Origin of the sequence: Runella sp. MFBS21 (assembly GCF_029433105.1) — a bacterium.
GTDB lineage: Bacteria > Bacteroidota > Bacteroidia > Cytophagales > Spirosomataceae > Runella.
In genome coordinates, this window is the sequence record NZ_JARNTW010000027.1 from 1 (window position 1) to 22,966 (window position 22,966).

Sequence of the window (22,966 nt, forward strand, 5' to 3'; positions counted from 1 at the left end):
GTCAGTAAAAAAGCCCACAAGGGCATTAAAGCAACTCTGTCTAATTGTGTCATGTCGGCCATGAGATATAACGCTCATTTTAAGGCTTATTATGAACGAAAACTCAAAGAAGGCAAAAACAAGTTTACTGTTTTCAATGCCATGAAGAACAAGTTAGTTAGGCTTATTTTTTCTTTAGCCAAGCAGGGTAAAAAATATGACGAAAATTATTCATACTCTCTTGTTTGAATCATAGAAATCCCGTGCGGAGCATATTGCTAAATAATTACTGGAAATAATAAACAAAAACAGCGCTAGACAGTGCAATAGAATCATGCAACTTTATTCATAAAATGGCTGATATTTTTAAATCACATTTAAAGAAATTTATCGAGATTGATGAAAATGAATTTAGAGAAATAATGGGCTTTGTGGAGATAATTAAAGTCAAAAAGAAACAAAACCTGCTGATAGAAGGGCAGCTCTGCAAATCTCACTTTTTTGTGCTAAAAGGATGTCTTCGAAAATTTTTTATCAATGAAAAAGGTACAGAACAAACCACCGAATTTGCCATCGAAACTTGGTGGCTTACCGACCATTTAGCGTTTGAAAAGCAATTGCCTTCCGAATTTTACATCCAAGCTGTAGAAAATTCGGAAGTATTGGTAATTCATCAACCTGATCAAGAAAAACTCCTAGAACAGTTTCCTAAACTCGAACGCTACTTTAGATTTGTGTACCAACGCGCCTTTGCCGCTTCGCAGATGCGTATCAAGTATTTATATTCTTTTTCCAAAGAAGAGTTCTATCATCAACTCGTGCGAAAGTATCCGGCCTTTGTGCAGCGGATTCCTCAGTACCTGATTGCTTCTTTTCTAGGTTTTACGCCCGAATATCTCAGCGAAATCAGGGCCAAAAAGCTTTCTTAAACTGGTTTAAGTTTTTTTCATTTCTTGGTCTCTACCTTTGTTGCATCATTAAACACCAAACAATATTGACCATGGAAAAGAGAATAAATATCCAGCACACAGAGCCACAAGCCTACAAAGCAATGCTGGGATTAGAAGGTTATTTAGCAACTATCCAACTCGCTAAAACTCATAAAGAACTTATCAAAATCCGAGCTTCTCAAATCAATGCTTGTGCTTTCTGTATTGATATGCACACCAAAGATGCCTTGAAGAATGGCGAAACACCCCAACGCATTTTTTTGCTCAATGCTTGGCGCGAAACCAGCCTATTTACGGAAGAAGAAAAAATCATTTTGGCCATGACCGAAGAAGTGACACTGATTCATCAAGGAGGTCTTTCAAACGAAACATACGCTAAAGCCAAGGCGTTTTTTGATGAAAAAATCATCGCCCAAATCCTGATGGTTATTGTGACAATCAATGCTTGGAACCGGATTGCGGTAAGTACTCATTTGGAAATAGCTTAATACGACTCCTTAAAACGCAAAGAGCATTTATTTTGAAGCAGGCTTGCCATTCTGAGCAAGCCTGCTTTTTTGTTTTCAACCCCTATGTAAAATTCTAACAATCACTATATTTGTTGTATTGAGCTATTTATAGCTACTGTGCTTCAAATTAGAGAATACGATATGAAAAAATCTTTACTTGTTTTAATAGCTTTTTTGATAAGCTATTTTTCTAGTGCCCAAAACTTCAGTTATGACAAAATCATTAAAAGCACTAGTACTTTGAATCCATCTGTGTCATCTCTCAACCAAAGCACTGGCTTTGTTGAGATAAATGGAGTTGACTCCAAAGCCCCTACTATTCCTTTCAAATTTGAATGGGGAGATGGTACCTCTTCCACCGGTTTTTTTCCAACAAGCCATACCTATGCCGACAAGACAAAGGACTATAGTTTAAAAGTCACTGCCACTTACAGCGATGGCAGTACTGATTTTGTCCTATTAAATGTTATATTCACATCGTCTATCTCGGTTACTCGTAATATCCAACTGCCCTCATCCCTTGCCGTAGAAATCCCGACCTCTGTTAATTTACAGAGTACTCGTCTTCCAAGTTATGGGATACCCAATATTTTATCCCCTTTCAAAGACGCTGATTTTAGTGGTACACCTAGGAATGTTATTCAGTATCTCATGGAAGTAAGTGCCGCCATTCAATACGATTTTGTCAATCAAGATGTACTAAAGATTAATAATCAATACAAGCAAGCTATCCTACTTGACCCTACCAAAAACGGCGGAGGGTATTCGCTTTGGTTTTCGGAACCAGTAGGCCTCATTATGGGTACCTTCAATAGTGAAATACCTTATTCATCTCTTTTTCATGAAATGGGGCACAATTTCACTTTAAATACCCCATCCTCTTATATTTCAGGCGGGAAGATTGATGGTCTGGCCAATGCTATCTTTTCAGAATCATTAGCACAGATGTTTCAGCATGCTACTGGCTACGAAATATTAAACAACGCTTCCTATTTTGGCATCACTCCTTTGGTAGCAGAAGCCATAAAAAAAGACGTTAATGGTTCCTTTTCATTCGCCAAAAGTCAATATCAAAAATATGTAGACGAGGGCAAAAAATATTCTTCTTGGAATGATCCTTCTACTCCGTCTGATGAAACATTTGGAACTTTTATGACCCTTGGTTATAAATTCTTGGAATATGGCAACACGCTCAAAACAGGTTATCGTATTCCTACTCAAAGGCTTATGAAATTTATTCAAAATGTATTTGACGCCGATACTAGAAATAAATTTGCCCAAAATACCAACTCCGACATTGCTAGTAAATTTAGAGCTACCCTAATGGTAGCCGCTATTTCTGCCGCATATGGGAAAGATTTTAGGGAAGATTTTAAGAACCTCAACTTTCCTATCGATGATGAAATTTATCAGCAATTAACACAAAAGGCCAGTTTAATGGGGTGGGTTGGAATCAACAATATCTCTTCTCTTAAACTTTGTCCCAGTACCACTGCAACTGTAGAAGTCCTAAATTTGGGTAGTGGCATTTCGGGTGTATATACCATTGAACTGTCTGATGTAAATGGTAATTTCAATTCTCCACTAAAAGTTGGGGAGATTGTGGGAGGAAATGTTTCGAGCACTATCACCATTCCTACCAACATACCTTCTGGAAATCGCTATCGGCTACGCGTGGTTTCGAGCGATAAAAGTTTTTCTAATGAATTTCCATTTGATGTGAATATCATACCGCCTGCCACTCCTTCTCTTAAAGCGGTAGCCTCGACCCTCATTTGTAAGGATGCTTCTATTACGTTGGAAGTGGTACCTCAAAATGAGGTAAGTTACCAATGGCAAAAAGATGGAGTAAATATTAACGGCGCCAATAATAGTAGCTATGTAGCTTCTCAAGCTGGTAATTATCGAGTAATTGCCACTACCAATGGCTGTAACTCAGCTTCTTCCGCAATCGTACTACAAGCTAGTCGCTTATCGGTCCAAATCAATACAACCCTAAATAGTATTTGTCCCAACGAACGTCTCACCCTAGAAGCATCGGTGTCTGGTACTTCCCCTAAGCTTCAATGGAAATTAAATGACCGAGAACTAACTGGAGAAAACAAACCCTCCTTAACCATATCCCAATCAGGAACTTATACCCTTACGGCTACTGAAGAAGCATGTACCACCACTTCAAACGGATGGGTGGTAAGAAACAAGCAAACAAAGCCTTCTATTACGCAAGACGGTCTAAAGCTAACTGCTTCAACTAGTCAGAAAGGATATCAATGGTATATCGGTAATATCCCCATAACAGGAGCGACCTCTCAGGCATATACGCCCCAACAAAGTGGAAAATATTCAGTTTTGGCAAGTCCTGAAGGCTGCGAAAGTGCACTTTCAGAGGAGGTAACGATTGTAATTTTAGCAACCAACTTCACCGCTCCTTCTTCTAAAATTCAAGTAGAAAGTTTTCCAAATCCAACGACCTATAAGGCCCAAATTAAGTTCAACCTTCCCAAAGCCTCTCCTATTAGTCTTTCTATGTACAATGAAAGTGGCGCTAAAATCAAATCCTTATTAGAAGAATATTATCCAGAAGGAGAGCATAGCTATCTGCTAGATACTCACATGTTGGTAAATGGAAACTATATTGTTGTTTTAAAAACAGATGACGGAGCATACACCTGCAAAATGCAAATAATCAAATAATCTCCTCCTATTCAACCTCTTCATAGATGAATACCAAAAATCATTATAACAACGGTCAGATAATGCACGAGCAGCAAGGCGATACGCTGACCTACTATTTCAAAGACGGAACTGTCAAAGCCCAAGGCGCTGCTCTTCATGGCGTGATGCAAGGAGAATGGAAATTTTATAGAGCTACAGGGCAGCTGTGGCAAATTGGCAATTTTTACCACGGTAAAAAACACGGTCATTGGATTCGATTCAACAAACTCGACGAAATGGAATACGAAGCGATTTTTGAAAATGGAAAAATTCAGAAAAAACCCACACCTTCGTAATCTCACTGAACACCAAACCCTTAACTTCCAAAAATCATGATTAATAGAGAACAAATGATTCGTAACTATGTAGAAGGCTACAACGAATATGATATCGATAAAATGGTGGGTGATTTTGATAACAACATTGTATTTGAAAACATCTCTCACGGCAAAGTAAATATGACGCTAACAGGCCTAGCCGCTTTTAAAGAACAAGCCGAAGTTGCAAAAAGCTACTTTTCTAAACGGCGTCAGTTTATCAAATCTTTTCAGCATAAAGACGATACGACCGAAATAGAGATTGATTATTTTGCGATTTTAGAAATGGATTTCCCTAACGGCCTCAAGAAAGGTGATGAGCTGCGCCTGCATGGCAAATCTATCTTCCAATTTCTCAATCACAAAATCATCAAACTTACCGATATAAGTTGAGCACTTATTTTCTCTAACTAAATCAGCCAAATATGAAAACCCTCATTCTTTCTTTCTGCTTACTTTTAGGGGTCGGTTTTTTATATGCGCAAAGCCCTTCGATTCAAGTTAATCCCGACGGAACGCATTCTGTCATTCACCATCACGGCAATGTATCTGTTCAGGTCAATCCAAACGGTACACATTCCGTGACTCACCACAATGGCAATGTATCTACTCAAGTCAATCCAGACGGCACTCACTCTACAATCCATCAAAACGGCAATACTTCGGTGAAAGTAAATCCTAATGGTACTCACTCGGTGATATACCATAATGGCAATCACTCCGTACAAGTCAATCCCGACGGTACACATACTACCATGGTACGCACTGGAAATACCCTTACCAAAACAAACCCTGATGGCACTCATACAGTCATCATAAATAACGGCCCTACTACAACTAAAATAAATTCGGACGGTACACATTCGGTCATCATACATCCCGAAAACAACCCTTCAAATAGCTCGCCAAATGATTTTTTTGAAGACGAAGAAACTTCTTCCCCTAAAGCCCCCAAGCGTGCTAAAATCAAAAAAAAGAATCCTAACTAATAAGCGTTTCGTATTAGGCAAAAAATTTTAGAATATAGGTGTGAGATTTGGGTACCTTCTGCGAATCATTGTGCAAAACAGAACTAAACATCAATGATTCGATTCTATGAAAAAACACCAAATCCCCGCTTCTAGCCTATCTTCAAGTATTGTTTGGAGAGATATCTTATCTGTTGTTTCTTAGGAAAATTACCTATGCAAACTAAAAACCAAAAAATACTTTTTGAGCAACTCGTTCAGCAAAACAAAGGGCTTTTTTTCAAAGTAGCCAAAATGTATTGCCGCAACGAAGATGACCGCCAAGACCTCCTGCAAGAGATTTTGATTCAAGTTTGGCAGCATTTTCCTAAATACAATCCACAGTTTGCGCTGTCTACGTGGCTCTACCGCATTGCCCTAAACGTAGCGATTTCGTTTCATCGCAAGAAGGTGGTTAGAGAAGGAAATCTCATTTCGCTCAACGAAGATTTTTACCAACTTCCCTCGCTTGAATCATCCGAAAAAGAGCAGCAATTGAGCCTGCTCGAAAAATTTATCGACGAGCTTAAAGAACTCGACAAAGCACTGATATTGCTCTATTTGGAAGACAAAAGTCAAAATGAAATAGCAGATATTTTGGGACTATCGGTCAGCAATGTTTCTACGAAAGTAGGTCGAATCAAAGAAAAATTAAGACAACGATTTTCTGAACAAAATTTTTAAAACAATGGAAGAATTAGCACTTAAAGAACTATGGCAATCTTATAACAATCGTTTAGAGGAAAGCCTTTTAATTAACAAAAAAAATACTGAAAGCATCACAAAAATGCAAGCCGTCAGTTTGCTAAACACTATAAAACCTATTAAAATATTTGCAATTTTGGTAGGTATTGGGTGGGTATTTTTGATAGATACTCTTCTTTGGCAGTTATTCGAAGTAGCAAGTTTATTTTTTTTAATTTCGGCAGGCATTCAAGTCATTTTGACCAAATTAGCTCTTTTTATTTATCTATATCAGTTGATTGTCATTTATCAAATCGACATCAGCGAACCAGTAGTAGCTACCCAAGAAAAGCTCTCATCTCTAAGTTCTTCTTCTCTTTGGGTGGCACGGATCCTTTTTTTGCAGCTTCCCGTTTGGAGCACCTTTTATCTACGGAAGGAAATGTTTGGTGTCACCAACCAGTCCTATATTATTGTAAACATGGCAATTACACTTTTATTTGCATTGGTTTCGCTTTGGCTATTTTTCAATATCAAATATAGCAATAAAGACAAAAAGTGGTTCAGGATGATATTTGGAGGCAAAGAATGGGACAATGTATTGAAGTCAATCGCGCTTTATAACGACATTCAGGATTTTAAAAAATGACAACTGTCTTTCTTTAAATACCTTCTACCTTTCCATCTACCATCTTCCAAGTAATCGAATCTATGGGTTCTCCTACAATAATATTTTTAGTATCTTTTACTGTACCATCGGCTAAAAAAATCATTTCTCCACTATCTTTCACTTTATTGTCTTCTATTATACTTGCTTTCCAAGTGTTGACGATATTTTTTCCAATAGAAGGGGCAATACAGGCTTCATCTTTATCAGATTTACAAGCCATAAATGATACAAATAGAAACAAAAATAGTACACTTTTTTTGAACATGTGGAATTGATATTTAAGTGAAAAATTAGATTTAATACGCCAGTGCTCCTTATTTGGGAGTACAAATTTCTTTGCAGAAGAAATATTTTTCGTACAACTGTTTGGAAGAAAAAATAGGTACGTTCATGGTGAGGATTATTTTCGATGCAAATATAAAAAAATAAAAATAGGCTGCATTTAAAGAAAATGCAACCTATTTTTATCAAACAACCTTAAAATCAGTTACTTACTTTACATTTTTTAATTTCATTTGTGCAAAATAAGGATGTTCTGGATTAACAATCAATTCTTGGCGTAAAGGATGAATCAAAACATCCATGTCTTCGAGCGGAATAGCTCCGATAAGCACTTCACTATCTCCGGGCAAAATCATGGCATTACAAATGGTGCGGCGGTTCTTAAAACGTAGCTCTACTTGACTCACTACGTCACATTCAATACGCTCCCCATTGGCCATTTGCCCAATACGCTTTTCCATAACCGGAAATTGCATCTGCGCCTGAATCGACTCATTGATACACAACATATAGCTGCCCGTATCTACCAGGCCCGTTACCCTCATCCGTTTTATTTCGTCTTCTCCAATATAAAATTTTCTAAACAACGCTAAATCTTCCGCATTGATTAGCTCTATTTCAGCATATACTAAACCCATTACAAATCGTAAATTAAAAGTTAGAATTAAAGATACAGAAAATTTTAATGAAAGTCCTTACAGTTCAAAGGTCTCTTCTGTTTCCTCAAAAAACAAATAGTTTAATAAATCACAATAAGGCTTAATCAAACGACTTCCTTTGATGACTTCTGCCACAAACCCTGCCGACGTCACTTCTTTATCGGTGTATTTGTGCATAAAAAACAATTGTTTACGTTTCAGCAGCTCCACGTCGGGATGGTCTTCGGTATAACCCTTAGGCGGACGTTGGAGGGTTTCACCCCATATTTCGGGAAAATAATCCCTGAATTCTGGCGTTTCAATGATTGATTTGAGCGCTTGTGGATTAAAATCAATTTCTTGCCGAAACTTGGCCAACTGCTTGGGCGTAGGATTCCACATCCCTGCCCCTAAAAATGACTCTCCAGCTTGAATATGTACATAGAAATCAATACGCCCCGAGTGCCTTCCTCCTGGTCCAATAGCCGCACTAAACCATTGTTTATAAGGAGATTTATCTTTTGAAAAACGAATATCACGATTGATACGGAAGATACAATCTTTGGCAGTAGTATTGGGTAAGGCTTCAAATTCGCTTACACCTTTCAATAAGGCTTCTACAAATTTTTCAAACTCTTTTTTGGCGATTTCGTAGCGAGGACGATTTTCGGCAAACCACTCTCGGTTATTGTTTTCGGCTAAATCCTTCAGGAATTGAAAAGTAGGCTGTGTCAACATCAGATTTCATATTTTGGCCTAAAAATAGCAATTTTGTCTCGCTTTACAGAGCCTATTGGGGCATTTGTAAGTTTCTCAACTCTAATCTGCGTACAATGTCACGAATCTTAACTGGTATTCAAAGCAGCGGCAAGCCACACCTAGGCAATATTTTGGGTGCGATTTTGCCCGCTATCCAACTATCTCAACAAGCAGGAAATGAATCTTTCCTTTTCATTGCCGATTTGCATTCGCTTACTACTATCAAAGACGGCCAACTCCTCAAAGACAATACCCGTGCAGTAGCCGCCGCTTGGCTTGCCTGTGGCCTTGATACCGAAAAAGTGTTTTTTTATCGTCAATCACGCGTGGCAGCTTACCATACCGAACTCACTTGGTATTTATCTTGCTTGGCACCCTACCCTATGTTGGCCAATGCCCATTCTTTCAAAGACAAGTCCGACCGCCTAGCAGATGTTAACGCGGGTCTTTTTGTATATCCTGTATTGATGGCCGCCGACATTATTTTGTATGATGTCAATTACGTACCCGTCGGAAAAGACCAAAAACAGCATTTAGAAATCACGCGCGATTTGGCCGAGACGTTTAATCGTACTTACGGCGAAACCTTCGTAATTCCTGAAGGTAAAATTGACGAACGTTTGATGACGATTCCAGGGGTAGACGGTCAAAAAATGAGCAAATCTTACGGCAACTACATTGATATTTTCTTGCCTGAAAAAGAACTCCAAAAAGTAACAAAAAAGATACTATCAGACTCTACTCCTTTGGAAGAGCCTAAAAATCCCGATACAGATATTACATTTAAGCTGTTTTCGCTCATAGCCAACGAAACCGACACCGAAACCATGCGCCAAAACTACCTCAAAGGTGGCTACGGCTATGGTCATGCCAAACAAGCCTTGTTTGAGCTTATGAAAACACGTTTTGCCAAAGAGAGGGAATTATTCCAATATTATTATACCGAAAATCCCGCTGCCCTTGAGCAAAAACTACAAGAAGGCGAAGAAAAAGCCCGTGATATAGCCGCAAAAAAGATAGCCGATGTACGAGAGAAAATGGGATTAAACTAAAATATTTTTCTCCAATGCTCCACCAAATCCAAGAATTAGACACACGCATTTTCCTTACCCTCAATGGTGCTCACGCTCCTTGGGCCGACACCTTGATGTATTGGGTTACGCAGCGTAACACTTGGATTCCACTTTACGCCCTGCTTATCATTTGGCTGATTTGGCAATACAAGCAAGCAGCGGCGGGCATGATTGGCGCATTGATTCTCACTATTTTGTTTGCCGACCAAGCGGCCTCAGGCTTACTCAAACCTTGGGTCGAGCGTCTGCGCCCTTGTTATGTAAGTTATTTGTCCACCAAAATTCATCTTGTAGTGGAAGGCTGCGGAGGCACCTACGGTTTTGCATCTTCCCACGCAGCCAATAGTTTCGGGTTAGCAATGGCGCTGTGGCTGCTTGTAGGGCGTCGTTTTGCGTGGTTGGGCTGGTTTTTTTTTCCTTGGGCGGCTATTGTTTCTTACAGCCGCATTTATGTAGGCGTGCATTATCCTTTTGATGTATTAGTGGGGAGTGGGATTGGCATCGGAGCGGCCTATGCCGCCGTTGGGATAGTGCGATATGGTCTTTCCAAAAGCAAACGTTCAAAACTGATTTCCTAAAATTTTCATCAAACTTCGCATTTAAGAAAGGTTTTCCGTACCTTTGCGGAAATTTTCTCAGAGCATGGCCTCTTTCAATCCGATTAAAATATTTTCTGGTTCGCACTCTAATTATCTGGCCGAAAAAATCGCCCGGCATTATGGTAGAGACTTAGGAGGATATAACCTCCGCAAATTTAGTGATGGAGAGCTGTCGCCAAGTTTTGAAGAATCTCTTCGCGGTTGTGATGTTTTTTTGGTCCAATCTACCTTTGGCTCATCTGACAATTTCATGGAGCTATTGCTCATGATTGATGCTGCCAAACGTGCCTCAGCCCACGAAATTACGGCCGTTATTCCCTACTTTGGGTATGCCCGCCAAGACCGCAAAGACAAACCCCGCGTTCCGATTGCGGCCAAGTTAGTTGCCAACCTTCTTACCGCCGCTGGAGCCGAGCAAATCATGACTCTCGACCTTCATGCTGGTGCTATTCAAGGTTTTTTTGATATTCCGGTAGTGCATCTCGAAGGTACAAGCGTATTTGTCCCTTATATCAAAAGCCTACAATTAGAAAACCTAGTAGTCGCTTCGCCCGACGTGGGAGGTGCCGCTAGAGCTCGTAATTTTGCAAAATTCTTCAATGCCGACATCATTCTTTGTGACAAGTACCGCAAACGCGCCAACGAAGTAGCATCAATGCAGGTAATTGGGGATGTAAAAGATGCTAATGTAGTGTTTATTGACGATTTGATTGACACAGGAGGCACTATTTGTAAAGCAGCCGAGCTTGTCATGAGCAAAGGAGCCAAATCGGTTAGAGCTATTTGTACGCACCCTGTGATGTCAGGGCCAGCTCATGAGCGCATCCGTGGCTCAGTATTGGAGGAGCTTATCGTAACCGATACTATTCCTCTACGCGAAGAAAATGCCAAAATCAAGGTATTGTCGGTGTCGGAGCTATTTGCCAAAGCAATCGGTCGTATCCGTGATCACGAATCTATTAGCTCATTGTTTATAAATCCAACGTAGATATAATCTGCGTCGTTATCAACTACATACCTTTTTATACCCCAAGGTATGATTCACTCAAAACTTCCCTTTGGGGTAGGGGACAAAAATAATTATGAAAAGTACAGAGATTGTAGGGTTTAAAAGAGCGAATCTCGGCAAAAAAGAAGCACGTGAGTTGCGTCTAGAGGCATTGGTACCATGCGTATTATATGGTGGAGCAGAGCAAATCCATTTTGCAGCTCCCATGTATCTATTCCGTGAACTTCTTTTCACTCCTGATGTATACAAAGTAACTTTGAATATTGAAGGCGATATTCATTATGCTATTTTGCAAGATGTTCAGTATCACCCAGTAAGTGATATTATCTTGCATGCTGATTTCTTGGCAGTAAGCGATGAAAAAGAAATCAAGGTAGAAGTACCAGTTCGTTTTGTAGGGACTGCTGTAGGAGTAACCAAAGGTGGTAAACTCGTACAAAAACTTCTTAAAATCAAAGTTCAAGGCTTGGCTGATAACATCCCTGACTATGTGGATGTACCTGTAACTGAACTTGATTTAGGCAAATCCGTAAAAGTTGGGCATTTGAAAGTGGAAGGTTTCAAAATCCTTAACAACGCTTCGTTGCCAATCGCCGGAGTTGAAATCCCACGTGCTTTGCGTGGTCAGTTGAAAGGCTAATCTTTCATTTCCAAATTGCTAATAGATACAAAAAGCCCCGCATCGGCGGGGCTTTCTTTTTATAGCTTTAAAGCAATAGATTCTCAATCATTTATGCTTCTACCGCAATCTGCGCTTTAAGTTTATCTTCCAGTGTTACTTGTGGCACAGCTCCTACTACACGGTCAACAAGTTGTCCATTTTTGAAGAATAACAACGTAGGAATACTACGAATGCCAAATTTCATGGCTGTCTCAGGATTCATATCCACATCTACTTTACCTACTACTGCTTGACCTTCGTAAGCTTCTGCGATTTTTTCTACTACCGGGCCTACCATACGGCAAGGGCCACACCACTCTGCCCAAAAATCCACTAATACTGGCTTGTCAGAATTTTCGACTACCTCTGCAAAGTTTGCGTCTGTAATTTCAAGAGCCTTTCCCATTTTCTTATGTTAACCGGTCCGCCGGTCCGAATTGATATATGATATTGTATGTTTAGTGAAGAAACCATTTTGCCCCTCCCAAAAGTTCCATGAAAGGATATAGCGTTTTTAGAATTATTTTAAAAGAGACTAAATCTCTAGGATTCTCTTTATGAGCCATTACTTCATAGTGGCTTCTATTATACTTGTACATTTTGAGTAGTTCAGATTCAAAAGCCTAGACCTCCCTAAATCATTCTCGCTAAAACTTGTTTCTCATTTTTTTGGTTGTTTACTTTGAATGACAAGGTGCCTTTTCTTATGAACTATCTCTTAGACAATCACGGACGTCCTATTAGCTATCTTCGGCTTGCTGTCACTGACCGCTGCAATCTGCGCTGCTTTTACTGTATGCCAGAAGAGGGCATCAACTACGTCCCCAAGCCCCATTTACTGACATGGGAAGAAATGGAACGTGTGGTACGGCTGTTGGTGCAGATGGGCATCGACAAAGTGCGTATCACGGGCGGAGAGCCTTTTGTAAGAAGAGGGATTTTGGAGTTTTTGGAAAGAATAAACACGATCGACGGGCTACGCCAAATCAACATCACTACCAATGGCGTACTTACCGCACCTTTAGTGCCAGATTTTGGACGCCTTGGGATTAAGTCAGTCAACTTGAGTCTGGATACGCTCGACCGTCAGCGTTTTTTTGACATCACCCGCCGCGATGAGTTTGGGCGTGTTTGGGAAACTTTTGAAGCGCTTCAGGCCCACAATATCAAAACCAAACTCAACGCTGTAGTGATGTCGGGAAAGAATATTGAGGATATCATTCCTATGGCCGAACTCACCCGCATCCACAACGTAAGTGTAAGGTTTATTGAAGAAATGCCCTTCAATGGTGATGGTGCCCACGAATATCAGGAGTTTTGGAACTATCGCAAGATATTGGACGAACTCAAAAAGCATTATCCTGGCATCTACAAACTCCCCGACCCTGCCGCTTCTACGGCTTATCATTATCAAATTCCTGGTCACAAAGGAACGATTGGTATCATTGCAGCTTTTAGCCGTACTTTTTGTGGCACTTGCAACCGTCTTCGTATTACCCCTCAAGGGCAGTTCAAGACCTGTCTATATGACGACGGGGTATTTAATATCAAAGATTTACTACGCCAAGGTCTGAGCGATGAGGTCGTTCAAAGCCGAGTTTTTGAAGCTTTGCAACATAGGGCAAAAGACGGTTTTGAAGCCGAAGGGCAACGAAAAGCAGGTTTAGTTTCGGAATCAATGTCAACTATTGGAGGCTAAAGTTGTCCTCCCCATCAGGTTTCTCTCGGTATGGGTGGGCTATTCGTCGTCTACGGTGACGTGTTTCCAGTTTTCACCTGAACGAATCCGATTGAGTTGCGTGTGCGTGATTCCAAATTGCTTAGCAATCATCTTCAAGCGACTTTTTTCACTTTTAAGCATCTTCTTAATCATCCTGACTTTCATTTCGGTCAGTTTGTAGTTGCGTGTACGCGTAGGAATTTTGCGATTAATGACGGCTGGATTTTTACGGTTGTGCTCAATCATCTGCTCTTTAGTGACCCATTTCAGATTATCGGCACGATTGTTTTGCTTATCAAAATCAAGATGAATCACAAATTTATGGCTTTCACTTTCCCGCTTCACAAAAATATCAGCCACAAGTTTATGGACATATCGGTTGATGGTTTTGCCTCCTGGAATACGAATATTGAGCGAACGATACCCTTGTATTACCGAACCTTTGATGATAGTGCCTTCTTTTTCACCATTTTGGTAACTACACAATCTGCCATAATTTGATACTTCATAGCGGGGTGGGTTCTCAACTTCAAACTCAATGGGCACCCATTTTTCATTCCAGTATTTCACAATTTTAGTCTCGCTCATAGTTCAAGTAGTTGTAATTCTCAAAGTAGCAACTGTTTTGCCGTATTCTTTGTTAGTGTATTGGTAAAACAAGTTGCGAGGGTTTTTGTTTGAAATATATAGATATAAATCTAAAAATGAAAAAAACACTTATTATTGGTGCTTCTACTAATCCTGAACGTTATTCTTTCATAGCAGCCCAACGTTTAACAAGCCATGGGCACCCTATTATCATGTTAGGTTTGAAGGAAGGTACAGTTGCCAACAATCCTATTTTAACTGGTAAACCTACCTTCAGTGATATAGATACAATAACCCTGTACATTGGACCCCAAAACCAACACGAATGGTATGATTATGTGGTGGCTATAAAACCTAAACGCGTCATCTTCAATCCTGGTACTGAAAACGTTGAATTTGAAACATTATTAGAAAAAAACGGCATTGAAGCCCAAGAAGCGTGTACTCTAGTACTGCTTTCTATTGGAGCTTACTAATGTTTAATGAATCAAACCCTCAACGGCTACTTCTTCTACTTCTACTAGCCCATCAGCGTTGATTTGAGTCAAGCGTAGAGTCTTGAGTTCATTGATAAGAAGAGGGTCATATTGAGCGGTGACACGGACATAGTTTTCGGTAAAACCTTGCATGTATCCATTGACTACTTCGTCTTCAAACAATACAGTCCGCACAGTTCCTAGTTGGCTTTCATAGAAAGCTCGTCGTTTTTTATCCGATAGAATGTGGAGCATTTTAGAACGCTCAGCTCTCTGAGACTGTGGCACTATAGGCTTGATGTCGAGAGCGGCGGTATTGGGTCTTTCCGAATAAGTAAAAACATGGAGGTACGAAATATCCAACTCATTCAGAAATTGATATGTTTCCATAAATGCCTCTTGGGTTTCGCCGGGGTGTCCTACAATCACATCGACACCAATACAGCAATTGGGCATCAATTCTTTGATTTTAGCTACTCTTTCGACGTACAATTCACGACGATAACGACGACGCATCAGCCCCAATATTTTATTGGATCCAGATTGTAAAGGAATATGAAAATGAGGCACAAACCGTTTAGACTGCGCCACAAACGCGATAATTTCGTCAGTCAGTAAATTAGGCTCTATGGAAGAAATCCTAAATCGCTCTATACCTTCTACTTCATCAAGAGCTTGGATAAGCTGCAAGAAAGTTTCATTACGGTGCCCGTCTTGTAAGCCAAAATCACCGATATTTACGCCTGTAAGAACGATTTCTTTCACCCCCCTAGCCGCAATCTCATAAGCGGCCTTGAGCACATTTTGGATAGTATCGGAGCGGCTCTTGCCCCTTGCCAAAGGAATAGTACAATAGGCACAAGGATAATCACATCCATCTTGTACTTTTAAGAAAGTGCGAGTGCGGTCGTTGAGCGAGTAGGACACGTGATATTCGACGGCCTCTTCTATCGGTGAAGCATATACTTTGCCTTTGTCTTGGGTGGGTTCTTTCACAAATCCGTCTAACAAATCAATCAAGCGGAATTTTTCGGCAGCTCCTAGTACTGCATCTACTCCCGGAATCTCCGAAATTTCTTGGGGTTTGAGCTGAGCATAGCATCCAATAATCGCTACGTATCCGTCAGGGTTGATGGCCTGCGCTTCTCGTACAATCTTACGGCATTTTTTATCGGCGTTGTCAGTCACAGAGCAAGTATTCACAATAAAAATATCGGGCGTATCATTGAAGGCTACTTTTTGATAACCTCGCTGCTCAAACATCCGAGAAATACTCGACGTTTCGGAATAATTGAGCTTACATCCCAATGTATAAAACGCTACTTTTTTCATACTGCAAAAGTAATGATAATCAGGGTGATTGGTGCCATATTTTTAAAATTTCTGCAAAATCCCCCGCTACAAAAACAGATACTTTTGAAAATATTGGATTTTATACATTTTCTCAAAGTAATTTTCAAATCTTTCTTGTCTTTCTGATTTCGACAGGATTTATACAAATAACTTTGTCTGTCAAACAAAAAAAATTTATGTTTGGTGCGTGTTCCAGAAATAGTCCTTTCATTTAAAACCCTAAAAAACCAATATGGCAAATATGCGATTTAAGGCCATCGAAACGGCCTACAACCGTACCCCAATAAGTGTTTCTCCTCCTAGCGACAAAGTAGCGGACTATTACGGCTCTTATACCTTCAATGATGATATCATGAAAGCCTTGCTCACGCCAGAGGCTTATTATAAAGTTTCGAATGCTATCAAATCAGGCTCTCGAATCGACCGAGAAATCGCCGATGAAGTAGCCGCTGCCATGAAATCATGGGCTACCTCCAAAGGTGCTACCCATTATACGCATTGGTTTCAACCTCTGACGGGAGGTACCGCCGAAAAGCACGATGCTTTTTTTGATGTTACTTCCCAAGGCAAAGCCATCGAAAAATTCAAAGGCAGCGCTTTAGTTCAGCAAGAACCTGACGCCTCTTCATTTCCAAGTGGAGGTCTACGAGCGACTTTTGAAGCTAGAGGCTATACAGGCTGGGATCCAAGCTCTCCAGCATTTCTAATGGACAATGGCGCTGGTGGAAAAACCCTCTGTATTCCTTCGGTTTTTATTTCATACACGGGTGAAGCTCTGGATTATAAAACGCCGATTTTACGAGCATTACATGTACTTGATAAAGCGGCTACGGCTGTGATGTATTATTTTGACCGTAATGTAGAAAAAGTAACAGCTACGCTAGGTCCCGAGCAAGAATACTTTTTGGTAGATAAGGCCCTCTACTACGCCCGTCCCGATTTGGTGATGGCAGGCCGCACAGTATTTGGGCATTCGCCGGCCAAAGGGCAGCAGCTAGAAGACCATTATTTTGGTTCTATTCCGCCGAGAGTCAATGCCTTTATGGTCGAATTTGAATACGAGGCTTGGAAATTGGGGATTCCAGTACGTACCCGTCACAACGAAGTAGCTCCTGGGCAATTTGAATGCGCTCCTACTTTTGAAGAGCTCAATCTCGCCATTGATCACAATGCACTGTTGATGGACTTGATGCATAAAATTGCAGAAAAGCACCACTTCAAAGTTCTTTTCCACGAAAAACCTTTTTCGGGTATCAATGGAAGCGGCAAACACAACAACTGGTCGATGATGACCGACACAGGTGTCAACCTACTAGCCCCTAGTAGTAAACCCAAAGAAACCCTTCGCTTCCTTACGTTTTTGATGAATACTGTCAAAGCCGTACATGACCATGCTGATTTGCTACGGGCATCAATTGCCTCAGCTGGCAACGAATACCGCTTAGGTGCCAACGAAGCTCCACCAGCTATTGTTTCTATTTTTCTAGGGGATGAGCTTATCCGTTTGCTCGAAACCCTCGAAAATCGAGGCGAGATACAACTTGAAAAAGGAGATAATGTATTTTATAAGTTAGGGATTACGCGCACTCCTCCTCTTATGCGCGACAATACTGACCGTAATCGTACTTCGCCTTTTGCCTTTACGGGTAATAAGTTTGAGTACCGTGCTGTGGGTGGCAGTGCCAACAGTGCGTCTCCGATGATTGTGCTAAACACTATTGTGGCTAATCAGTTACAAGATTTCCGTAAAGAACTTGAAGCTCGCCTCGAAACTGGGGAGAAAAAAGAACTAGCGATTGTGGATATTTTAAAAGAATACTATCGCCAGACCAAACGTATCTTATTCCAAGGAAATGGATATTCTGATGATTGGGTACAAGAAGCTGCCCAACGTGGCCTTTCCAACATTGCCTCAGCTCCTAAAGCCCTTGGCAAATACATAGCTCCTTCGGCTGTTCAGGTATTCGAGAAAATGGGTGTTTTGACTGAAAGAGAGGTTCATGCACGCTACGAAATTGAGTTGGAAAACTACATCAAGAAAGTACAGATTGAGTCAAGAGTAATAGGTGACTTGGCTCTTAATCACGTGGTATCAACGGCGGTCAAGTACCAGCATCAATTGGCTCAAACAGCCAAGTCATTGGTAGAACTTGATCTAATCGAAGAAGCTCAGCCTCTAAAAGAACTTATTAAAGAGATTTCGAAGCGAGTGTCTATCATCAAAAATGCCGTAGAAGACATGACTGAAGCTCGTAAAAAAGCCAATAACACGGACTCTATCTCCGAACGAGCCATTTTGTATGGTTCTGAAGTGAAAGATTTCTTTGAAAAAATACGCTATGAGGTAGACAAGCTCGAACTTCTGATTGATGACGAAGACTGGCCTTTGGTAAAATACCGTGAAATGCTATTTGTCAAATAGTGTATTTCCATTTCTTACTCCAAAAGACTGGCTCACGCCAGTCTTTTTTTGGGCTTCTCCAAGAATTCTATCCTTCGATTAGTATCTTTACCCCATCAACCCCCCCGCTACAATACTACTGCTTGATATGCTATCAGAATTTGGCACTATTTTTTTGTTTATCCTCACCGCTATTGTCCTCATTATCTCGATGTTGGGTATTGCTAAGTTACTGCGGCCAACTCGCCCTAATGAGGAAAAACTTAGTACTTACGAATCAGGAGAAGACCCACTCGGCAATGCCAACATTCCTTTCAATATTCGTTTTTATGTGGTAGCGTTGGTGTTTTTATTGTTTGAAGTAGAATTGATATTCTTATTTCCTTGGGCGGTAGTATTTGGTCAAGCAAATCTCATCGAGCAAACCGACGGCTTATGGGGGTGGTTTTCACTGACCGAAATGCTGATTTTTGTGGGGATTTTGGCGCTTGGATTAGCGTATGCTTGGGCCAAAGGATACTTGGATTGGATACGCCCTCAGCCTAAGGTACCAGAAGTAGAATCGAAAGTTCCGATGAGTTTGTACCAACAAATCAACGAAAAATATAGCCATAAAAAATAACCTTCTTCCCATTGCTTTATGATTGAAAAGCTAGGAAAGAAGGCTTTATTGAATCGAGATTTTCCAAAAGAAAATCAAAAATATAAGCTGATTAGCTTACTCCTACTAATTCAATCTCAAAGATTAAATCTTGACCCGCCAAAGGGTGATTAGCATCCACTACGACCTGCACATCCGTCACTTGAACTACAGTTACAGGAATAGGCTGAGGGTTGCCATCTTGGTGCATATTGAGCTGCATGCCTACTTCAAATGGAATATCAGCAGGCATTTCGTTGCGGTTAAAAGGAATAACCAATTCTTCTTGAGAAGGACCATATGCCTCATCAACCGGAATATGTACCGTCTTCTTCTCTCCTATCGCCATTCCTTGAATACCGTTGTCAAATCCCGGAATCACCATTCCTGAACCCAACTGAAACTCTAGGGGTTGACGTCCTTCTGATGAATCAAAGACCGTTCCGTCGGTCAATGTTCCTTTGTAGTGTACCTGAACGGTATTACCTGATTTTGCTACGCTCATTTTTTATTGTTATTGGATGATTGATTGTATTGATTTTTGGGCTTTTAAGTTGTCTTTGCTGAATCAATCTATCAACATCCAATCAACCTAAAACTTTTAATTCTTATTTTTTTGCTCAATAGCCTTGTTTGGTATTACAAATTATGACTACTTGACATTAATTAATACGCTCTTGCAAAAAGGACTCGCTGACTTGAGGGCTTGCCGGTCAAAATACATTTTCCTTCTTCGTGTGGTGCATCAAATGGAATACAGCGAATGGTGGCTTTTGTTTCTTCTTTGATTTTTTCTTCTGTTTCGGAGGTGCCATCCCAATGCGCTAAGATAAAGCCACCTTTTGCGTCCAGCATTCTTTTAAACTCCTCATAGTCATCCACTTTATAAGTATTTGACTCACGAAACGCAAGAGCTCTTTTGTAGATATTTTGTTGAATTTCAGTAAGTAATTCTTCTATATATGCTACAATTCCTTCCAATGCTACTGTATTTTTTTCTTTGGTATCACGGCGAGCCACTTCCACAGTGCCGTTTTCGAGGTCTCGTGCTCCCATTGCTAAACGCACAGGCACACCTCGTAGTTCATATTCGGCAAACTTCCACCCAGGTTTGTTGGCATCCGAATCGTCAAATTTGACACTTATCCCTTTTTTACGAAGCTCGCTCATTATCTCTTTCACTTTGTCAGAGATTTGGGCTAATTGCTCGTCGCTACGATATATGGGTACAATCACCACCTGAATAGGCGCTAACTTAGGCGGCAATATCAAGCCCGCATCATCAGAATGAGCCATCACCAATGCACCCATTAGACGGGTACTTACCCCCCAAGAAGTTCCCCATACATACTCAAGCACCCCCGCTTTACTTTGGAATTTCACATCAAAAGCTTTGGCAAAATTTTGCCCCAAAAAGTGCGACGTACCTGCTTGTAAAGCTTTTCCGTCTTGCATCATTGCCTCGATACAGAGGGTTTCTTCTGCTCCTGCAAAACGCTCATTGGGAGTTTTATAACCCTTAATCACGGGTACCCCCATCCACTCTTCGGCAAAGCGAGCATATACTTCCAACATTTGGCGAGTTTCGGCCATTGCTTCATCGGACGTAGCATGCGCCGTATGACCTTCCTGCCACAAAAACTCCGCCGTACGAAGAAACAAGCGAGTACGCATTTCCCAACGCACCACGTTGGCCCATTGATTGATTAAAATAGGCAGATTCCGATACGATTGAATCCAGTTTTTGTAAGTATTCCAAATTACGGCTTCGCTTGTAGGACGCACGATGAGTTCCTCTTCCAATTTTGAATCAGGGTCGGCGATGAGCTTACCCGGTTTGTTGGGATCAGCCTTGAGACGATAATGAGTTACGACGGCGCATTCTTTGGCAAAGCCTTCGGCATTTTTTTCTTCGGCTTCAAATAAGCTTTTCGGCACAAACAACGGGAAGTAAGCATTGGTATGCCCTGTTTCTTTGAACATATCATCGAGGGCTCGTTGCATTTTTTCCCAAATAGAATACCCATAAGGCTTGATGACCATACACCCTCTTACGGCAGAGTTTTCTGCTAAATCAGCTCTTTTTACAATTTCATTGTACCATTCTGAATAATTCTCACTACGGCTCGGAATCGCGTTTGCCATTACTTTACTTTTTAGGGTTTATCCTTTAAAATTATGTGTTTGATTTTCGAAATTTTGCTCGTTTTCTTGTCTCTCAGGCACTTTATAAAGATTAGAATTTCATTAGAAATTTGGCGGCCTTTCATTGCATTGAAAATCAAAAACTTAAACGTCTATTTTACACTTTTTCAAACATCTTACTCAAAATCAGCTGATTGTATGATTAAGTGTAGGTATGACATTCTTAATTCTTTGATTTTCAGGGATTTTAAAGACAAAAATGACCCTGATTTTTCCAAAAAAACTCTTGCAAAGATACTTTTTTATCCTAAATTTGTGACAAAACTGAATCAATATCAGCTAAAATAGCGTTTATAGTATAGTTACACACCTTTTTCCTTTTATAACTGACAGACTTAAAATATCTAAATAACCATGAAAACCTTCCGTTCACTTACTCTTTTATCGGCAATAGGCTTGGTGGGGTTGTGGGGCTGTAGCTCAAAACAGTACGCCACACGAGACGATGCTGAGTATGACGACCTCTACGGCAACTCTTCTAGTGTAGCTGTAGCAGCGGCTGGCCGTTCGGATGAAGAAAAACTGGATTATCGTAATCTTAATCCTGACTATCGTTCGGGCAGACAACTTCCCAACACCAATAACAACAATATAAACGAGAACGACTACTATGACGAGTCTTATCTAAGCTCACGTGGTATTGCTCGTAATATCGGCCCCGATGCTGGTTACAGTGCAGGCTTTTCTGAGGGTTATCGTGCTGGGCGCGATGCTGCTTGGGATCTCAACTGGGGCGGCTTCTGGAATAACCCCTATCGCTACGGTGGATTAGGCTGGAATAGTTGGAACTCCAACACTTCTTTCATGATGGGCTTCAATTATGGCATGAGTACCTATTTTGGAAATCGTTATGGATTTGGAATGTATAACCCTTGGAACAGCTGGAATTCTTGGGGATGGAACAATCCTTGGAACAGCTGGGGATGGGGGTCTATGGGTTCTATGTATGCTTGGAATGATCCCTTCTTTTCGCCTTGGGGATATTCAAGCTTCGGATGGGGCTACCCTTACTCGAGCTGGGGCTATGGCGGATTTGACAGATGGGGCTATGGTAATGGATTTTATGGCAACGGCTTCTATGGTGGTGGCTTCGGCAACCCTTGGTACAATGGCCCTTCTAATAACATTCAAATCGTAGATGGTCGGCGTCGTACTGGTACCGATTACTACAATCGGGTGGGTCGTTCGAGCAATTCATACAACAGTAATTCCAATAACAGTGCTCGCTATACAGAACCACGTCGTCAAGGATATGACCCCACTGACCGTAGTGGCAATAGTACTAGTACTTCAAGTAGTGATGCTTATTACTCACGCCCAAGAGGTGGAGCCAATCGTAGCTATGATAGCTATTCCGGCAATTCGGGTGGTAGAAGTAGCTATAGCAATAGCCAACAAAGCAGCGGTTATTCGTCAGGAACTCGCGGAGGTGCTACTCGTAGCTATGGGGAATCAAGCGGGTCTTACAATTCGCAACGCTCAAGTAGCAACAACAGCTGGAACTCCAACTCATCGCAAGGAAGCAGCCGTAGAAGCAGCTGGGATAGTGGTAGCAGCAACAACAATAGCTGGAACAACAACAGCAGTAGCGGGCGTAGTAGCTGGAGTGGTAGCAGCAGTAGTGGTGGCGGCAGCAGCAGCGGTGGCTCAAGCTCAGGAAGCAGTGGCTCGTCGCGTGGTCCTCGTAACTAATATCATAAGCGACTACTCTGTGAATCAAACAGAAAAATG

At 41.0% G+C, this 22,966-nt stretch carries 25 protein-coding genes and 1 pseudogene; 18 read left to right on the plus strand and 8 right to left on the minus strand.

What is annotated here, in order from left to right; all coding sequences use genetic code 11:
• From P1X15_RS29210 to P1X15_RS29250, 9 genes and pseudogenes are all read left to right on the plus strand, one after another.
• Nucleotides 1–228, plus strand: a pseudogene (locus tag P1X15_RS29210) (IS110 family transposase); the annotation flags it as partial.
• A 104-nt stretch (nt 229–332) separates the two neighbouring features.
• Nucleotides 333–908, plus strand: coding sequence for a Crp/Fnr family transcriptional regulator (locus tag P1X15_RS29215; protein WP_277341668.1), 576 nt, complete (start codon nt 333–335; stop codon nt 906–908).
• Nucleotides 909–979: 71 nt separating this feature from the next.
• On the plus strand, nt 980–1,417 hold the full coding sequence (locus P1X15_RS29220) for a carboxymuconolactone decarboxylase family protein (protein ID WP_277341669.1): 438 nt from the start codon (nt 980–982) through the stop codon (nt 1,415–1,417).
• A 162-nt stretch (nt 1,418–1,579) separates the two neighbouring features.
• Nucleotides 1,580–4,132, plus strand: coding sequence for a T9SS type A sorting domain-containing protein (locus P1X15_RS29225; RefSeq protein ID WP_277341670.1), 2,553 nt, complete (start codon nt 1,580–1,582; stop codon nt 4,130–4,132).
• A gap of 26 nt (nt 4,133–4,158) precedes the next feature.
• Nucleotides 4,159–4,449, plus strand: a complete 291-nt coding sequence (locus P1X15_RS29230; protein WP_277341671.1) for a toxin-antitoxin system YwqK family antitoxin — start codon at nt 4,159–4,161, stop codon at nt 4,447–4,449.
• 36 nt (nt 4,450–4,485) lie between these two features.
• Nucleotides 4,486–4,863 carry a nuclear transport factor 2 family protein gene (locus tag P1X15_RS29235; RefSeq protein ID WP_277341672.1) on the plus strand — a complete coding sequence of 126 codons (378 nt, stop codon included), beginning with the start codon at nt 4,486–4,488 and terminating at the stop codon, nt 4,861–4,863.
• A gap of 32 nt (nt 4,864–4,895) precedes the next feature.
• Nucleotides 4,896–5,459, plus strand: a complete 564-nt coding sequence (locus P1X15_RS29240; RefSeq protein WP_277341673.1) for a hypothetical protein — start codon at nt 4,896–4,898, stop codon at nt 5,457–5,459.
• 195 nt (nt 5,460–5,654) lie between these two features.
• Nucleotides 5,655–6,161 (plus strand): RNA polymerase sigma factor, encoded by a 507-nt coding sequence (locus tag P1X15_RS29245; protein ID WP_277341674.1) that lies wholly within the window; start codon nt 5,655–5,657, stop codon nt 6,159–6,161.
• A gap of 4 nt (nt 6,162–6,165) precedes the next feature.
• Nucleotides 6,166–6,810 carry a hypothetical protein gene (locus tag P1X15_RS29250; protein WP_277341675.1) on the plus strand — a complete coding sequence of 215 codons (645 nt, stop codon included), beginning with the start codon at nt 6,166–6,168 and terminating at the stop codon, nt 6,808–6,810.
• Nucleotides 6,811–6,823: 13 nt separating this feature from the next.
• Here P1X15_RS29250 and P1X15_RS29255 read toward each other — a convergent pair whose 3' ends face one another.
• The 3 genes from P1X15_RS29255 to P1X15_RS29265 form a co-directional block, all read right to left on the minus strand.
• The gene (locus P1X15_RS29255) at nt 6,824–7,096 is read right to left on the minus strand and encodes a hypothetical protein (protein WP_277341676.1); all 273 of its coding nucleotides are present in this window, start codon (nt 7,094–7,096) and stop codon (nt 6,824–6,826) included.
• 226 nt (nt 7,097–7,322) lie between these two features.
• A complete protein-coding gene (locus P1X15_RS29260) occupies nt 7,323–7,751 on the minus strand; it encodes an aspartyl protease family protein (protein WP_277341677.1) in 429 nt (142 codons plus the stop codon).
• A 57-nt stretch (nt 7,752–7,808) separates the two neighbouring features.
• Nucleotides 7,809–8,489, minus strand: a complete 681-nt coding sequence (locus P1X15_RS29265) for a DUF2461 domain-containing protein (RefSeq protein ID WP_277341678.1) — start codon at nt 8,487–8,489, stop codon at nt 7,809–7,811.
• A 95-nt stretch (nt 8,490–8,584) separates the two neighbouring features.
• Here P1X15_RS29265 and trpS point away from each other — a divergent pair, with 95 nt between their 5' ends.
• The 4 genes from trpS (at nt 8,585) to P1X15_RS29285 (ending at nt 11,831) form a co-directional block, all read left to right on the plus strand.
• Nucleotides 8,585–9,562: a tryptophan--tRNA ligase gene (gene trpS / locus P1X15_RS29270; protein ID WP_277341679.1), complete on the plus strand. Its 978-nt coding sequence runs from the start codon at nt 8,585–8,587 to the stop codon at nt 9,560–9,562.
• 14 nt (nt 9,563–9,576) lie between these two features.
• Entirely contained in the window at nt 9,577–10,161 is a 585-nt protein-coding gene (locus P1X15_RS29275) for a phosphatase PAP2 family protein (protein ID WP_277341680.1), read from the plus strand.
• Nucleotides 10,162–10,225: 64 nt separating this feature from the next.
• Nucleotides 10,226–11,170, plus strand: coding sequence for a ribose-phosphate pyrophosphokinase (locus P1X15_RS29280; protein ID WP_277341681.1), 945 nt, complete (start codon nt 10,226–10,228; stop codon nt 11,168–11,170).
• Between the two features lie 94 nt (nt 11,171–11,264).
• Complete coding sequence (locus P1X15_RS29285; RefSeq protein ID WP_277341682.1) at nt 11,265–11,831, plus strand: 50S ribosomal protein L25/general stress protein Ctc; 567 nt, start codon at nt 11,265–11,267, stop codon at nt 11,829–11,831.
• 91 nt (nt 11,832–11,922) lie between these two features.
• Here P1X15_RS29285 and trxA read toward each other — a convergent pair whose 3' ends face one another.
• Nucleotides 11,923–12,258: a thioredoxin gene (gene trxA, locus P1X15_RS29290; protein ID WP_277341683.1), complete on the minus strand. Its 336-nt coding sequence runs from the start codon at nt 12,256–12,258 to the stop codon at nt 11,923–11,925.
• A 300-nt stretch (nt 12,259–12,558) separates the two neighbouring features.
• Between trxA and moaA the strand changes: the two genes are divergently transcribed.
• Nucleotides 12,559–13,551: a GTP 3',8-cyclase MoaA gene (gene moaA / locus P1X15_RS29295; RefSeq protein WP_277341684.1), complete on the plus strand. Its 993-nt coding sequence runs from the start codon at nt 12,559–12,561 to the stop codon at nt 13,549–13,551.
• 39 nt (nt 13,552–13,590) lie between these two features.
• Here moaA and P1X15_RS29300 read toward each other — a convergent pair whose 3' ends face one another.
• Nucleotides 13,591–14,160: an HNH endonuclease gene (locus tag P1X15_RS29300; protein ID WP_028668806.1), complete on the minus strand. Its 570-nt coding sequence runs from the start codon at nt 14,158–14,160 to the stop codon at nt 13,591–13,593.
• 116 nt (nt 14,161–14,276) lie between these two features.
• Between P1X15_RS29300 and P1X15_RS29305 the strand changes: the two genes are divergently transcribed.
• A complete protein-coding gene (locus tag P1X15_RS29305; RefSeq protein ID WP_277341685.1) occupies nt 14,277–14,636 on the plus strand; it encodes a CoA-binding protein in 360 nt (119 codons plus the stop codon).
• Between the two features lie 3 nt (nt 14,637–14,639).
• Here the strand turns inward: P1X15_RS29305 and mtaB are convergent, their stop codons facing one another.
• Entirely contained in the window at nt 14,640–15,968 is a 1,329-nt protein-coding gene (gene mtaB, locus P1X15_RS29310; protein ID WP_277341686.1) for a tRNA (N(6)-L-threonylcarbamoyladenosine(37)-C(2))-methylthiotransferase MtaB, read from the minus strand.
• Nucleotides 15,969–16,221: 253 nt separating this feature from the next.
• Between mtaB and P1X15_RS29315 the strand changes: the two genes are divergently transcribed.
• Nucleotides 16,222–18,411, plus strand: a complete 2,190-nt coding sequence (locus tag P1X15_RS29315; RefSeq protein ID WP_277341687.1) for a glutamine synthetase III — start codon at nt 16,222–16,224, stop codon at nt 18,409–18,411.
• 127 nt (nt 18,412–18,538) lie between these two features.
• Entirely contained in the window at nt 18,539–19,012 is a 474-nt protein-coding gene (locus P1X15_RS29320) for an NADH-quinone oxidoreductase subunit A (RefSeq protein ID WP_277341688.1), read from the plus strand.
• 91 nt (nt 19,013–19,103) lie between these two features.
• Here P1X15_RS29320 and P1X15_RS29325 read toward each other — a convergent pair whose 3' ends face one another.
• Entirely contained in the window at nt 19,104–19,535 is a 432-nt protein-coding gene (locus P1X15_RS29325) for a peptidylprolyl isomerase (RefSeq protein ID WP_277341689.1), read from the minus strand.
• A 161-nt stretch (nt 19,536–19,696) separates the two neighbouring features.
• Nucleotides 19,697–21,175, minus strand: a complete 1,479-nt coding sequence (proS, locus tag P1X15_RS29330) for a proline--tRNA ligase (RefSeq protein ID WP_277341690.1) — start codon at nt 21,173–21,175, stop codon at nt 19,697–19,699.
• 414 nt (nt 21,176–21,589) lie between these two features.
• On the opposite strand from proS, the gene P1X15_RS29335 reads away from it, so the two are divergent.
• The gene (locus P1X15_RS29335; protein ID WP_277341691.1) at nt 21,590–22,927 is read left to right on the plus strand and encodes a hypothetical protein; all 1,338 of its coding nucleotides are present in this window, start codon (nt 21,590–21,592) and stop codon (nt 22,925–22,927) included.
• The last annotated feature ends 39 nt before the right edge of the window (nt 22,928–22,966 follow it).

Coding starts and splice junctions, on each gene's coding strand:
- P1X15_RS29215 (WP_277341668.1), top strand. CDS start 333: ATGGCTGATATTTTTAAATCACATTTAAAGAAATTTATCGAGATTGAT.
- P1X15_RS29220 (WP_277341669.1), top strand. CDS start 980: ATGGAAAAGAGAATAAATATCCAGCACACAGAGCCACAAGCCTACAAA.
- P1X15_RS29225 (WP_277341670.1), top strand. CDS start 1,580: ATGAAAAAATCTTTACTTGTTTTAATAGCTTTTTTGATAAGCTATTTT.
- P1X15_RS29230 (WP_277341671.1), top strand. CDS start 4,159: ATGAATACCAAAAATCATTATAACAACGGTCAGATAATGCACGAGCAG.
- P1X15_RS29235 (WP_277341672.1), top strand. CDS start 4,486: ATGATTAATAGAGAACAAATGATTCGTAACTATGTAGAAGGCTACAAC.
- P1X15_RS29240 (WP_277341673.1), top strand. CDS start 4,896: ATGAAAACCCTCATTCTTTCTTTCTGCTTACTTTTAGGGGTCGGTTTT.
- P1X15_RS29245 (WP_277341674.1), top strand. CDS start 5,655: ATGCAAACTAAAAACCAAAAAATACTTTTTGAGCAACTCGTTCAGCAA.
- P1X15_RS29250 (WP_277341675.1), top strand. CDS start 6,166: ATGGAAGAATTAGCACTTAAAGAACTATGGCAATCTTATAACAATCGT.
- P1X15_RS29255 (WP_277341676.1), bottom strand. CDS start 7,096: ATGTTCAAAAAAAGTGTACTATTTTTGTTTCTATTTGTATCATTTATG.
- P1X15_RS29260 (WP_277341677.1), bottom strand. CDS start 7,751: ATGGGTTTAGTATATGCTGAAATAGAGCTAATCAATGCGGAAGATTTA.
- P1X15_RS29265 (WP_277341678.1), bottom strand. CDS start 8,489: ATGTTGACACAGCCTACTTTTCAATTCCTGAAGGATTTAGCCGAAAAC.
- trpS (WP_277341679.1), top strand. CDS start 8,585: ATGTCACGAATCTTAACTGGTATTCAAAGCAGCGGCAAGCCACACCTA.
- P1X15_RS29275 (WP_277341680.1), top strand. CDS start 9,577: ATGCTCCACCAAATCCAAGAATTAGACACACGCATTTTCCTTACCCTC.
- P1X15_RS29280 (WP_277341681.1), top strand. CDS start 10,226: ATGGCCTCTTTCAATCCGATTAAAATATTTTCTGGTTCGCACTCTAAT.
- P1X15_RS29285 (WP_277341682.1), top strand. CDS start 11,265: ATGAAAAGTACAGAGATTGTAGGGTTTAAAAGAGCGAATCTCGGCAAA.
- trxA (WP_277341683.1), bottom strand. CDS start 12,258: ATGGGAAAGGCTCTTGAAATTACAGACGCAAACTTTGCAGAGGTAGTC.
- moaA (WP_277341684.1), top strand. CDS start 12,559: ATGAACTATCTCTTAGACAATCACGGACGTCCTATTAGCTATCTTCGG.
- P1X15_RS29300 (WP_028668806.1), bottom strand. CDS start 14,160: ATGAGCGAGACTAAAATTGTGAAATACTGGAATGAAAAATGGGTGCCC.
- P1X15_RS29305 (WP_277341685.1), top strand. CDS start 14,277: ATGAAAAAAACACTTATTATTGGTGCTTCTACTAATCCTGAACGTTAT.
- mtaB (WP_277341686.1), bottom strand. CDS start 15,968: ATGAAAAAAGTAGCGTTTTATACATTGGGATGTAAGCTCAATTATTCC.
- P1X15_RS29315 (WP_277341687.1), top strand. CDS start 16,222: ATGGCAAATATGCGATTTAAGGCCATCGAAACGGCCTACAACCGTACC.
- P1X15_RS29320 (WP_277341688.1), top strand. CDS start 18,539: ATGCTATCAGAATTTGGCACTATTTTTTTGTTTATCCTCACCGCTATT.
- P1X15_RS29325 (WP_277341689.1), bottom strand. CDS start 19,535: ATGAGCGTAGCAAAATCAGGTAATACCGTTCAGGTACACTACAAAGGA.
- proS (WP_277341690.1), bottom strand. CDS start 21,175: ATGGCAAACGCGATTCCGAGCCGTAGTGAGAATTATTCAGAATGGTAC.
- P1X15_RS29335 (WP_277341691.1), top strand. CDS start 21,590: ATGAAAACCTTCCGTTCACTTACTCTTTTATCGGCAATAGGCTTGGTG.